The sequence below is a fragment of the Bacillus sp. DX3.1 genome, from assembly GCF_030292155.1.
Taxonomy (GTDB): Bacteria; Bacillota; Bacilli; order Bacillales; family Bacillaceae_G; genus Bacillus_A.
Window position 1 is genome coordinate 2,204,918 of the sequence record NZ_CP128153.1, and the last position, 12,345, is coordinate 2,217,262.

The following is a 12,345-nucleotide window of genomic DNA, read 5'->3' on the forward strand; positions in this document are numbered from 1 at the left end:
CCTTGTTGAAAAAGGAATAAAGTATATAGAGAAGAAGTTGTAAAAGTAGCAGGAACAGCTGGAAAAGCACTTTTTGATGAGGCAAAGAAGGAATCTCTATGTATGCTTAAACCACCGCCAGACCCTGAATTAAAACGTAATTTAGATGAGGCAGGTATTAAAAGTATCCAATATAAAAATACAGTACTTGATTTTTCATCAGTATCAAAAACGCAGGTGGAAATCGACCATATGTATGGTGGGACTGTTAACAAAAACGGAAATAAGGCTAGCAAGCAAACGAAAAATTAGCTGAGTAGCTTAATAACTCTGCTGAATTAGCTAGTCAGTTTGGAATGAAACCTGGGAATATTACAGCAAGCGATATAGAAGATTTCCGACTCGCAAACAATTTAACATGGCATGAATTAAATGATGTGAAAACGATGCAACTTGTACCATCAGAGATAAATAGTACATTTGGACATCTTGGCGGAGTGGGAGAGATAAACGCAGGGGCGTATACGCCTGAAGGATTTGCTACAAAATCGAAATGTATTAAAGGAGATTACAAAATGATAATAAATGATGCGGTTTTTGGTGAACTCGAATATGACTATGTATGGTTTAAGGACACTAATGTTGAGTTTTGTGGAAAAGAAGTTGAAATTTCTTTATCGATAAGCGGTGAAAAGGATGGTAAATTTTTAGAAAAACAATATATAGCATATAATTCATTAATTCAAAATTGGGAGCAACTACAGCAAGATATTTTACAACCATTGTTAGATTATTACAAACAAAAACGGCATGAACTTGGTTATGATGATACGTTTAATGAAAATTATCCTTTGATTGAAACGATCGATCAACTTCTTGATAGGATAAGTTTAGTTGGAATTTCTGTTCTATATACGAAAAGTCTTGAAGGTAGATATATTGGGTTATCCTTCGACTGTACGTGGGACACAGAAAGTGGGTTAGGTATACTTCTAATAAATGAAAAAGTGGCTAAAGTAGGATATCAAGATGTTGCAATGTGAATGTTTTATTTTTCGTGACCATTTTTGATTTTGAGGTCGTTCGTTTTGTGAGAGCGTAATTCATCAATGGTGTTATCTAACACTGGGTGGTAGTGGTGAGAGAAGCGTTGCTGAGATTACAAGTAAAACAATAGAAACTTTGATAAGGGGCCAAGCTAGACAAGTCGCAGAAAATTTATTGAAGGAAGGAGAAATAAGTCTATCTGACTTAAAATCAATGATTCCCTCGGGCATTACAGACTCACTTGTGCCCACAAGTACAAATATAGTTGGAGCGAAGTATCAGTTTACACTTGCAGATGGACTAAAGGCATGCACCAGACCCTGTAGCTGCAAGTAAGTATCCAGGCTCAGCGTCGGGTACTCGCTGGACGGCACAAATAAAAATAGGTAATAAACAATTAAAAATAGGTAATAAACAATTAAAAATAGATAATAAACAATTAAAAATAGATGGACTTGGACAAAAAATCAATCTTTAAATGAAGTTCATATCTCAATAAGGGGGGGATGATAATGAATCTAGAAGAGTACGAAAATTTACCTGATGTATTACCAGTTGAAACATTAGCGTTAATGTTTCAAGATGTATTGAATGATTTTAAACAAAAGAAAATAGATAAAACAAACTTCTTGTTCATTCTTAGTCAATTGATGGATAGGCAAGTTATGACCTATGAGCTACTGGAAAGTGAAGTAAGAAACAACATAGATATGGTTCTCTGTGAATTATGGAATACAGATTCATATGATGATGTGGATATAATTCTTTCAATTGTTGTAAATCTTGGATTAAAGAATTGCTTCCAAAAAATCAAATATTACATAAATCAGGATAAAAATATAGATGATCTAATATTAAAAGAAATATTAGAAACGATTGATGAGGTTGGAGGTAATATATCGAATCCATATTATGATCTAGAAAGATTTAAATAAAGATTTCAAAGAATCTTATATAAAATAGGGAAATAACATGTAAGTTAAATATTTTTACAAGTAGAGTTCGTGAATAATTTTTGTATGATTATTTTATCTTATAAATTGAAAAGAGGCTCCTATATCCTTACCAGCCCCTCCCAAGCCCCTACCAACTAATAAATCACTACAAGAACAAAACAAAAAAACTACTACAAACATTACTCTAAAAAGCACATATCGTAGTAATTTAAAAAATATAAAATAAAACCGCCAAAATTCTTCCCACATCCCTATATACATTAAGGAACCACCAATTCCATATTTGTCACTAAAGGATGGGAGGAATAAACATGGCAGTATACCGGAATGTGCAGGTGAATTTTTGGCAGGATGATTTTGTTTTGGATTTAACGCCGGAGGAGCGATATTTTTACATATACTTGTTGACATGTTCGAAAACGACGCAATGCGGTATTTATCCGTTACCGAAGCGTTTGGCAGAGATGGAAACAGGTTACAACAGGGAGACTGTTGAGAAATTGCTGCATCGATTTATTGAGTATGGAAAGATATTATATGATGCGGAAACGAAGGAGTTATATATACAAAATTAGTTGCGCTATAACCACGTTACAAATACGAACGTCGAAAAATGCGTGTTACGTGAGTTGAAGACTGTAAAAAGCAAAGAATTTGTACATATGTTTCTTCAAAAATGTTTGGAAGAAGAGCTGAGCATTCCGCTACTGCTAGAGCATTTCGGCATGCCAGTTGAAGTGTCTGATATGATTCCGCAAGAAGTTCTTCAAGGTTGTGAAGCGGATGAGGAAGTAGAAGAAGAAGAGGAGCTGGGAAGCAGTGTGTTTCTGTTTTATGAACAACACTTTGGTAGTTTATCGTCTTATGCCGCAGCTGAATTAAGTGAATGGATTGCAGGTTTGTCGGAGGAGCTTGTACTAAAAGCGCTCCAGATTGCGTATGAAAATAATAAACGGACGTTTGCTTATGTAAAGGGCATTTTACGAGATTGGCATAAAAAGGGATATACGAAGCTCAGTGAAGTAGAGGAAGCTACAGTGAATTCTGGAAGAAGGAACCATCTGTTGCTTGTGAGACTGAAAAATTTTTGGAGGAGTGTGAAGAGTGGGAGAAGAATGTACCGTCTGAGGAAGAGTTACAGAAGTTCTTGCAGGAACAGGGGAGCGGCCATGAGTATTCAACATGTCGAGACTGAACAAATGCGGATTAACTCCCTAATTTTGGACACATACTATCCTTAACTCATTGTTTCATAGAATCGCTCTTTATTTCGTAAGATTGCTTCTTTTTTTATATGAGATAAGAAAGAATCTCGCTTCATACTCTAACTTCTTTGATTTTTAACGGTTCTGTTTGCGTTCGTTGATAAAATTCATTTGGTGATAAATCTAAAATACTAGAATGGATCCTTCGGTTGTTGTAAAACTCAATATATGTAATTACTTCTTGGTAAGCTTCGGCGTATGTTTGAAACGTGCAGCGCCTCAGACATTCGTACTCCAATAAACGATGAAATGACTCAACATGAGCATTCATATTCGGTGCTTTTGGTGGAATTCGTTCGTGCTCGATCTCACAGGTCTGGCACATCTTTTCAAACGTATTCGAAATAAATTGTGGACCATTGTCAGTTCGAATCACAGGTCTGTGTTCTATCTCAAATTGTTGCCGCTTGAATAAAGCACGTTGTACAAGATGATCAGCATCTTGGCCTGTACAGTATAAACCAATGTAATAATCAATGATAGAACGATCGTACACATCAATGATGGATAGGACATAAAAGAAACGATCTTCGCCTTCTATGTAGCCATACTTAATATCTGTCTCCCATAACTGATTGGAGCCAGTAACTGTTCGATTACGTGTTAATTTACGCGGATACCGGAATTTGATTTCTCGTTGCGGCTGTAAGATATCTAGCACTTTACATAATCGATATACTTTCTTTTTATTGATTTGTAGCGCATATTTGTTTCTTAAACAGAGACACAGTTTGCGATAACCGTAAATACTAGCTTCGCCCGCAATGAGCTCCATGAGCCAGTCTTGTATTTGTTCGTCTGATATTTTCTTTCCTTGTTGGTCATATGAATAGCCTGGAACAGGCCTGCCCTCACTCACGGTTGTCTCTTCTTTTTTTGATAATAGTACGTGGAAGGGGAAATTCCCAAGATATGAAGGACGCGATGAACCGCATATCCTTTCTCAATCCACTTATGAGCTACTTCAAGCGTTTCAGTAAGTGAGAGTTCTTCTTTTTTAGCACATCACGTAAGATGGCGATTTCTAAATTTTTTTCACCTAACAGCTTTTTCAGTTGATCATTTTCCGCTTCTAGTTGTTTAACTTCAGCCGGTGAAATCACTTCATGATGCCCTACCTCTTGCCGATCATGATCTTGAAAAGCTTTTATCCATTTGTGCACTAAATTTGGACTGAGATCATACCTTCTAGCTACTAATGCTTTATTTCCAGTCTCTATTGCTTCTTGTACCACTTGTTTTTTAAATTCTATAGAATGCTTTCTTCTTTGCAGAATAAATGCCCTCTTATTTGGCTACCTCAAGTATAAAACCACTCTTAGTAGGTGTCCAAGTTCATTAGGGGGCTAAAGAGAATATATGTTAGAATTATAGAAAATGGGGGTGTTGATAATGAGTGAAGACAAAGAAACACCTGAAAGTAGAAGAGAAAGACTAAGACAAAAAGAATCAAAAAGAAACCCAACTGGAAATATGAACGATGCATTTAATAGGGCTGAAACTGGAAACCTTGCTGATTTAGTAGGTAGTTTAGGTTGGAAGGGTATTGGAATACTTATCCTTGTAATCATAATAGGTTTTATAGTCGCATCAATATTCTTAAAGTAAGGAGACCTCAACTAAGAGTCGATTGAGGTCGAAATATCAGTAAACTAAGTTATTTTTTAACTCTTATTAAATTGTATTTGAATAATAGCGTTATTCCTAAGTTCATTAGAAAATGTACAACAAATGGTACTAAAATATTGTTTGTTTCAAAATATATCCAACCAAAAGTCAAACTTGGAACGCTTATATTTATTAGCATTATAGGCTTTTTGAAGTATTGGGTATGAAAACCTAAGAAAAATAAAGTAGTTGTTATAATTGCAATCCATTGGTTCTCTATAAATATGAAAAGCAAATTTTGAATAATTCCTCTAAACAAAAGTTCTTCAAATAACGCTCCTAAAAACATAAAGACAAAAATACTTAACAGTGAATAATTTTGATAACTCTTGTTTGTATCGTCAATGTATTTCGAGGGAATGTAAAGCGTTAAAATTACACCAAACAAAAGTAGAGCAAACGAAGCAATAAATATATTCATTATCATTCTGATTGGTTTATCGAATGATAGGAAATTTTGAATTGTGAGTACATCATAAACCATAAGAATAAAAATGATAGCCACGCAAATGAATGTAAAAGAAGAGAATACTAAAACAGCGTCTTTTGGATTGAAATCCTTTTTTGTTTTCTTGGTTTTGTCTTTTATATTTTTCATATCTTACCTTCTTTCCTGTGACTTTAGAATAATGAAAATACCTTATATTACTATTTTATCAGAAGGTATAATATCTACAAATAATTATTTAAAAAGCAACAATCTTTACGAAAACAGCCTTTCTTTAAGAGAAAAAACCCCATTTGATGTGGTTACAATTCCATCTATTTTATCCATTTGGAGCGGGATTAAATGTCCTGTACAATATGGAACAATAATAACTGATGAAAAATATAGAGAGTTGATGTCACATATTGATTCTTTAACAAAAAAAGAATAGAAGATTGGTGAAAAGTATTTTTACGGACATTTAGTTGTGTAAAAATAGAGGTTTATATGTGAAAAATTAGACACTAATAATACTAAAGCTAGAATTGGGTATATTTTAAGCTTGAAACTAGAAAATTGATTGGAAATCCGCTTTGACAAATAAAGATCATTGCGGATTTTTGTTATCCGCATTTATCAAGATTATACAAATTTAGAAGAATCCCCATATGATGATTATGAGATTGCACAAGCATGGGAAAGACTGATGAATGGAAATTATGTGGATTCAGATATTCAACTATTAAATCACGAAATCTTTGAATCGAAATTTGAAGGAATATTCAAAACTGACTATCGCACAGCTCACGATAAAACGATAGAATCTGGAAGACTATGGAATTGGGAAAGCAATTGTAAGGAGTGAAGATAATGGCGGTATATATTATTATGTTAAAAGATTATGAAGATGAGGAAAAAGTTGTTTATAGATATGGCCCCAGTGAAGAAGTGATGGGGAAGATTGAATATAATAAGAAGGCAGATGTTATCAGTCAAATAGAACCTATTATTTCAGAAAAATATACAGATGATTTTTTCTTTAAACGAGCAGGCAGAAGGTTAGCTAGAATGATTATTAAAGAAGATGAAAATTTCGTGGAAAGAACTACAATAGAATCCTAAATTAGCAGGTAGGATTAATAATAAGTATCTATTTTGCTAGATTAAGAGAGAGAACGCTTTTAAATAATTAAGTAGTCTAATGTTATCACAATGTTGTTCATACTAAACTATCTATTGTCGAAAACTGAAAAATTATGAGAAATAAAGAAAGTCGTGTGGATGCAAAAAAATTTTAGATATTAGAATTCCAAAGGGAACCAAGGGTAATTTGGATGTAAGTGAACCTTTAGAAATAGCAAAAGATATGGATATTAAATTAATCATAAAGGAGTTTTAGTGTAAGCGTCAAATATTCCCCACCTACTATTTGTAAATAACCCATGAGATAATCTCCTTACATACTACATGTGGAGGTTTTTTTATGAAAAGACACCTATTAAAGAAAGAATGGGAAACTTATATTCAAGACTATAAAAACAGTGGATTATCAAAAGTTGCCTGGTGTCAAAAACAGAACCTATCAGTTCATCGGCTATATTACTGGCTGAAAAAATTATCACCTGAAACTGAAGATCAAAATAAAAATGAGCGTGTGAATTGGATTTCTATGAATGTCCCTGGCGTAGAAGAAAACATACATGCCACCATTCGAATTCACATTCAAGAAACAACCATTGAATTGGATGTACCTTTTACTCCACAAGTGCTCCTACAAGTGATGCAAGCGGTGAAACAACAATGATATCAGAAATCGCAATTGAAAAAGTATATCTTGCACAAGGGGCAACAGATTTACGTAAATCAATTGATGAACTAGCAGCTATTGTAAAAGAAGAAATTGATAAAGTCTTGCCGTGGTCAACGGATTTACCGTCTAGATGCAGAGTGCCGAAAAAAAGTGAAGTAAACAAAAAATAACTCCAAAATCAACTTTTATTGTATATTTTGGAGTTACTTTACGTTTACTTTAGAATGTAATAAAAATTTTAAATGCTCACGCTACGCTGCGATAATTTTCTTGTTTTTCTTTTTTCTGATTAGGTGGTTGAATTAAAATAGCGATAATAAATGACACAACACACAATACGCCAATCACCATAAAAGTTGGTTTAAATCCACCTAGAATTGCACCGATAAAGGAACCTGCGAGTGCTCCAAAACCAAAGCCTTGATACACGATTCCGTAGTTTTTACTATGATTTTTTAGACCAAAGAAATCACCAACAATAGCTGGGAAAATAGTGATATTTCCACCAAAACAAAAAGCAACGCTTGCTACACAGACGAAATAAATGCCATAATTTAAATCCACAAAACTGAGAACAAAGACAGACGTAGCTATAACGACAAACGTTGAGGTAACAATTTTTAAACGGCCGATTTTATCTGACAACGGTCCCAAAATGATTCGGCCAAGCGTATTAAAGATCGCAACCATAGCGACAGCATTAGCTGCTGTTGCTGCGCTAAGCCCTACAAGTTGAACACCGATATCTTTTACCATGCCAATTAAGTATAAGCCACTCATACATGATGTAAATAACATAATAAATAACAGATAAACTTCTTTTGTGCGTAGCATTTCTCTTGTTGTATAGTCATGACTTTTTGTTTCATGAACTGTATCTTGTTCAGCGGCCTTATGGATAAAACAAGCGCCTATCACTATCATAACTGCAACAATTAAGCCCCAATATAAAAACGCTTGTGATACACCAACTGAATCAATGAACTTAGTGTTAATGTATTTAAAAATTAGGCTACCCATGCCATATGCGGAGACAGATATACCAGCAATTAAACCTTTACGCTCTGGAAACCACTTTATTAAATTGGATAGTGTGGTAATATATGCTGTACCATCTGCGTAACCTACAACAACTCCTGCTAGTACATAAAGCATTAGTAATGAGGAAACTTGCGAACTAAGCATCAAGCCAATTCCTAAGGCTAATCCCGCTATCATAATGAGTTTACGAAGTCCCCATTTCTCTTGTAATTTACTCGCAAACATAGTTGAAAATGCTAAAGAAAGGCTAGTGATTGAGAAGGTTATAGCAACAGCGTTAAGACTCCAGCCGTATTTACTCACTAAAGGCTGATTGAATAAGCTCCATGTATATATCGTTCCAAGTCCCATTTGTACTATGACTGTACCGAGGACAACAAGCCATGGATTAACAGATGATTGTTTCATACCATCCCTCCCTCTCTTTTTATTTCGATTCTATTCAATAAGCGTCTATTGACGTTTTTTATAACCACAATACAACATGTTAGAAAATCGTATACTTTTTTTGTACTCATTTTCGCCACCTCTTTCGATTTAATAGCCTTATTGTATAGGATGTAAGTGGTTGTGTAAGCACTTACAACGTAGAACGTCAAATATATGAAATCAATTACAGAAAAAGAAGGATGAAATACAAAAAGCTGCTTGTTAAATACGAAACAGCTTCTTTAATTCTTTTGCATAAGTACGGCTTACAGGTACTTTTGAATCCTCTTTCATAATTAAATTATACGTAGAGTTAAACCACGGCTGGATTTCAGAAATATGATTTACATTTACTTTTATAGGATAAGTAGTCCATATATTTTTTAATTCATCATAAACTATTTTTACTTTTGTTTCTCCCTTAGTTCCAATGACTTTCCCAGTCGGTTTTGGTGCAAAAAAAGAATAAAATGCATATATTCCTAAATATGGAATTATAGTATGATAGAAGAGAAGTACAAGAAAAATGGGGGAACCGCTATGATTACATTGCAACAGAAGCTGGAGCAGTATACACACATATATGCACAGTTGAAGGGAGAACTAAGGTGGAAAACCGGTGATTCTCGGACAGGGATGATGATTGCCGCTATGTATGCAGGCAGCGATAAGCCGTTTGATCTTGGGCGTTTTTTACAAATTAGTAGTTATATTAATGATCAGGTAGGGATGTTTTCATATTTGAAGTCCTATCATCGCTTTGTGGTTGCAGCAACATTAGATATTCACTTTACATATTACAAAGAAGCGTTTCAACAGTTTCTAGACTTATATGAACGATTGGTCGCTGGTGGCTTTAGCCGGAGTATATTCACTTATTTGGCAGCAGCAGCGCTTTTACCAGAAGACAATGGACAGCATGAAACACGCATTCAGCGGTCGCTGCAAGTATATAAACGCATGAAAGAGGATCACTTCTTTCTTACAAGCACAAATGATTACCCGCTCGCTGTTTTGCTAGCAGGACAACCAGAGAAAGTAGAGACACTTATGGATCGAGTGGAACGTCTCTATCACAAGCTGGCGGCAACTGGTATGCACAAAGGGAATGATCTTCAATTTTTAAGTCATATTCTTTCTCTAAAGAAGGATGTCAGTGAAGATATTTTAGTAGCACGCTGCACAAATATATGGAACCTGCTAAAGCAAGAAAAGGTAAAAGTTAAACAGATGCATTATCCGGCTATCGGGCTACTAGCGTTGCTTGAGGATGGAGAGAAAGAGGTCCCTTCTGTTTGGGCATTCATTGAAAAATTGCAGGGGGACAAGCTATTCCGCTGGCATACGGATGCAAATATTCTTATTGCTATTCAACTATTCGTAAGTCAAAAAGGTGCGGAAAGTCACGCTGCCAACACAGGCTTACAAACAATGATAGAGGTTCTCATACAGGCGCAGCAGGCAGCTATGATAGCAGCAATTACCGCTTCCTCCGCAGCAGCTTCTGCCAGCAGTAGTTCATAACGTGCAATTTGCTGCATGAATGCTATATGTAGGATTTTCCAAAAAGGGTTACATATATCATGCTTAACTCAAAAGTCGATTGTCTGCTGACAATCGACTTTTGAGTTAATAAGCACGAAGCACATGCAATAAATAATCTTTTCGATTAAGTGGATTATAATCTACTCGTTTTCGCGATGGGAAATTTGATCCGATTTTACTATATCCGCAAGGTCTAGCGATAAAAACACCTTCGCCTTCAGTAAAAGAATGTAGGTCACGCTTAAAGTTCTCTGTTTTGGCCATCGGCAGAGTTTCTGTTAAATAAAAGGAATTATTAATAATGAACCAACTACACGAAAGTGGTCTACGAAACAAATTGAAGACATTTTGAATGGGAGAACACCAAAGCATAAAGGAAAGTCAATTGCAGGGCATCATACCTACAGCGCATCTAGATACCCTCATTTATCAGATAAAGGAGAAGATTGATGTGAAAAAGTAGAAGAGTTTGAATATGCTAATTTTAAAAGTGCTGGTGTGGTGCAATATGAAGATGTTCTACTAAAAAAATTAAGGTTTATCCAATAAAGTGAGGGGTACAATTCTTAGAAAAAATGCTTCCAGATGGAAGAGGTGTTCGTCTAAATATGGATGAAACTTTTAAAGGGTTTATTGACCAAATTAGATAAGAGGTGTTAAACAATGGAAAATGTTGAAATAATACTATCCAATGTTAAGAAAGAGTACTTGGATTTAATTATAAAACAAGAATTTAAGCTAACTTCTGATAAAGTAATATCTTCTCATTTCTTTGATAAAGTTAATAAAAAAGATATAGAATACACGGATGCTCTAAATTTAAGTGATTACTATTCGACACCGAATACTGGTAATATATTCGTAAAGGAAGTTTCTGTTGGAGATAGACTAATCAATGTAATGATAATCATGTCTTTTGATGAAGAGTTTGGAGATATTGTTTTAAATTTTGAAGAAGAACAGTTTATTTGTTCTAGTGAAGATGAGCTAAAACAAAAACTACGAAAGATAATTAATAAGCTCACTGAAGTTTTTGAAAGATATGAGGTTGAAGAAATTAGACTTGGATTTGAACCGGCAACTGATGACGACATGTCACTATTAATAATTGATAAAAAAGGTATAAGTGTTATAAGTGATTTTGATTGTAAACTTACAAATTCGATTAGGTCCTTATAATAAACTTATTATGTAAGTTCTATAAGAAAAAATGGAAATTCAAGTAAAAAAACTCAGTGATCATTAAAGTATTACTGAGTTTTTTTATAATTGAGTTTGTCGATAAGTATCCTGAAAAAAAGAAGAAGTAGAAGGGTTATTGGTAAAGATAAAAAAGGTATTAGGTATATAATGAGAAAAGTATTTGAAGATTATTTTTCTGAGTTATGAGCTGATATTTCTATTTGGCGACAAAAAGCTGTTATGAAGATAGGAATAGAAGATGTAGAATAAATACATACAAAATTTAAAGGGTATAATCGGGAAATGCCAACTGAAATGAAGTTATATTACAATGTTGAAACAAATAGTTTAAATGCAAAGTATAGTTACGACTTAAAATACTTTAAGGGGAAAAAGTTTTTGTCATCTAATAGTTTCGAAGAGTGGTATAACGAAATGAGAAAATAAAGGAGGCAAACATGCAAAAAATTGATATGTTCATTGAGTGGGCAAAAAAACATAATTGGGCAATAGCAGGCAAGGAAAACGATGAACTGGAATTATGTTATGAGATTACTGAAAGATATAGTGAAATTCCAAAAGAGTACGAAGTATTTATGAAAAAAATAAAAAAATGTATTTCTCTAAGTGAAAAAACTTGGTTCATATGTGAAGATGAATATAATTCGAAATCTAATATAGCATTTAAGTGGAATGAATTTGAAATGTTAAGTCTAAACGTAGCTGAAGGCGATGAAGAGTGGAAAGCAGAAATATCAAATTGGTGGAGTGGATATTTTCCTATAATAATGTCGGTAGGAAATGGATACTCATTTTATGCAATTGACTTAAAAGATGAGAGGGGAGCAATTGTAATAGGAAATGAACCAGAATTTGAAGAAACAGAAAAAATTGCAGAAAATTTCTATGAATTTTTAGATTTAATAATGTTACAAAAGATAGAATTATCATAGCTGTGTATAGAATCATGAGGAGTCTGCGGAATTTGATCCAGTA

At 34.1% G+C, this 12,345-nt stretch carries 14 protein-coding genes and 6 pseudogenes; 14 read left to right on the forward strand and 6 right to left on the reverse strand.

The genetic code is table 11. The features are described from left to right. Positions 1-87: 87 nt before the first annotated feature. The 4 genes and pseudogenes from QRE67_RS10750 to QRE67_RS10765 form a co-directional block, all read left to right on the forward strand. Positions 88-527 (forward strand): annotated as a pseudogene (locus QRE67_RS10750) (HNH endonuclease); the annotation flags it as partial. 27 nt (positions 528-554) lie between these two features. Continuing rightward, positions 555-1,022, forward strand: a complete 468-nt coding sequence (locus QRE67_RS10755) for a DUF6985 domain-containing protein (protein ID WP_286125249.1) — start codon at positions 555-557, stop codon at positions 1,020-1,022. 516 nt (positions 1,023-1,538) lie between these two features. Further along, the gene (locus tag QRE67_RS10760) at positions 1,539-1,961 is read left to right on the forward strand and encodes a hypothetical protein (protein ID WP_286124836.1); all 423 of its coding nucleotides are present in this window, start codon (positions 1,539-1,541) and stop codon (positions 1,959-1,961) included. A gap of 332 nt (positions 1,962-2,293) precedes the next feature. Beyond that, positions 2,294-3,177, forward strand: a pseudogene (locus QRE67_RS10765) (DnaD domain-containing protein). A 122-nt stretch (positions 3,178-3,299) separates the two neighbouring features. Here the strand turns inward: QRE67_RS10765 and QRE67_RS10770 are convergent. Beyond that, positions 3,300-4,106, reverse strand: a complete 807-nt coding sequence (locus QRE67_RS10770; RefSeq protein ID WP_286124837.1) for an IS3 family transposase — start codon at positions 4,104-4,106, stop codon at positions 3,300-3,302. A gap of 100 nt (positions 4,107-4,206) precedes the next feature. After that, positions 4,207-4,524: a transposase gene (locus QRE67_RS10775; RefSeq protein ID WP_353507079.1), complete on the reverse strand. Its 318-nt coding sequence runs from the start codon at positions 4,522-4,524 to the stop codon at positions 4,207-4,209. A 115-nt stretch (positions 4,525-4,639) separates the two neighbouring features. On the opposite strand from QRE67_RS10775, the gene QRE67_RS10780 reads away from it, so the two are divergent. Next, positions 4,640-4,855, forward strand: a complete 216-nt coding sequence (locus tag QRE67_RS10780) for a DUF6366 family protein (protein WP_286124838.1) — start codon at positions 4,640-4,642, stop codon at positions 4,853-4,855. A 49-nt stretch (positions 4,856-4,904) separates the two neighbouring features. On the opposite strand, the gene QRE67_RS10785 is transcribed toward QRE67_RS10780, so the two are convergent. Beyond that, positions 4,905-5,513, reverse strand: coding sequence for a CPBP family intramembrane glutamic endopeptidase (locus tag QRE67_RS10785; protein ID WP_286124839.1), 609 nt, complete (start codon positions 5,511-5,513; stop codon positions 4,905-4,907). Positions 5,514-5,634: 121 nt separating this feature from the next. On the opposite strand from QRE67_RS10785, the pseudogene imm47 reads away from it, so the two are divergent. From imm47 to QRE67_RS10805, 4 genes and pseudogenes are all read left to right on the forward strand, one after another. Continuing rightward, a pseudogene (gene imm47 / locus QRE67_RS10790) lies at positions 5,635-5,793 on the forward strand (Imm47 family immunity protein); the annotation flags it as partial. A gap of 419 nt (positions 5,794-6,212) precedes the next feature. After that, positions 6,213-6,464, forward strand: a complete 252-nt coding sequence (locus tag QRE67_RS10795; RefSeq protein WP_286124840.1) for a hypothetical protein — start codon at positions 6,213-6,215, stop codon at positions 6,462-6,464. A 361-nt stretch (positions 6,465-6,825) separates the two neighbouring features. Beyond that, positions 6,826-7,146, forward strand: coding sequence for an IS66 family insertion sequence element accessory protein TnpA (tnpA, locus tag QRE67_RS10800; protein WP_286124841.1), 321 nt, complete (start codon positions 6,826-6,828; stop codon positions 7,144-7,146). Beyond that, positions 7,143-7,322, forward strand: coding sequence for a hypothetical protein (locus QRE67_RS10805; protein WP_286124842.1), 180 nt, complete (start codon positions 7,143-7,145; stop codon positions 7,320-7,322). Before tnpA ends, QRE67_RS10805 begins: the two co-directional genes overlap by 4 nt. Before the next feature lie 76 nt (positions 7,323-7,398). Here the strand turns inward: QRE67_RS10805 and QRE67_RS10810 are convergent, their stop codons facing one another. After that, the gene (locus QRE67_RS10810) at positions 7,399-8,601 is read right to left on the reverse strand and encodes an L-lactate MFS transporter (protein ID WP_286124843.1); all 1,203 of its coding nucleotides are present in this window, start codon (positions 8,599-8,601) and stop codon (positions 7,399-7,401) included. A 243-nt stretch (positions 8,602-8,844) separates the two neighbouring features. Beyond that, positions 8,845-8,976, reverse strand: a pseudogene (locus QRE67_RS10815) (LytTR family DNA-binding domain-containing protein); the annotation flags it as partial. 186 nt (positions 8,977-9,162) lie between these two features. On the opposite strand from QRE67_RS10815, the gene QRE67_RS10820 reads away from it, so the two are divergent. After that, a complete protein-coding gene (locus QRE67_RS10820) occupies positions 9,163-10,146 on the forward strand; it encodes a DUF4003 domain-containing protein (protein ID WP_286124844.1) in 984 nt (327 codons plus the stop codon). A gap of 105 nt (positions 10,147-10,251) precedes the next feature. Here QRE67_RS10820 and QRE67_RS10825 read toward each other — a convergent pair. Then, positions 10,252-10,464 (reverse strand): annotated as a pseudogene (locus QRE67_RS10825) (tetracycline resistance protein); the annotation flags it as partial. A 51-nt stretch (positions 10,465-10,515) separates the two neighbouring features. On the opposite strand from QRE67_RS10825, the gene QRE67_RS28645 reads away from it, so the two are divergent. From QRE67_RS28645 to QRE67_RS10835, 4 genes and pseudogenes are all read left to right on the forward strand, one after another. Beyond that, positions 10,516-10,617: a hypothetical protein gene (locus QRE67_RS28645; RefSeq protein ID WP_353507061.1), complete on the forward strand. Its 102-nt coding sequence runs from the start codon at positions 10,516-10,518 to the stop codon at positions 10,615-10,617. 116 nt (positions 10,618-10,733) lie between these two features. Continuing rightward, positions 10,734-10,817, forward strand: a pseudogene (locus QRE67_RS28865) (tRNase toxin domain-containing protein); the annotation flags it as partial. Positions 10,818-10,830: 13 nt separating this feature from the next. Beyond that, entirely contained in the window at positions 10,831-11,346 is a 516-nt protein-coding gene (locus QRE67_RS10830) for a Cdi1I family immunity protein (RefSeq protein ID WP_286124845.1), read from the forward strand. A 461-nt stretch (positions 11,347-11,807) separates the two neighbouring features. Further along, positions 11,808-12,302 (forward strand): SMI1/KNR4 family protein, encoded by a 495-nt coding sequence (locus QRE67_RS10835; RefSeq protein ID WP_286124846.1) that lies wholly within the window; start codon positions 11,808-11,810, stop codon positions 12,300-12,302. Positions 12,303-12,345 lie beyond the last annotated feature (43 nt).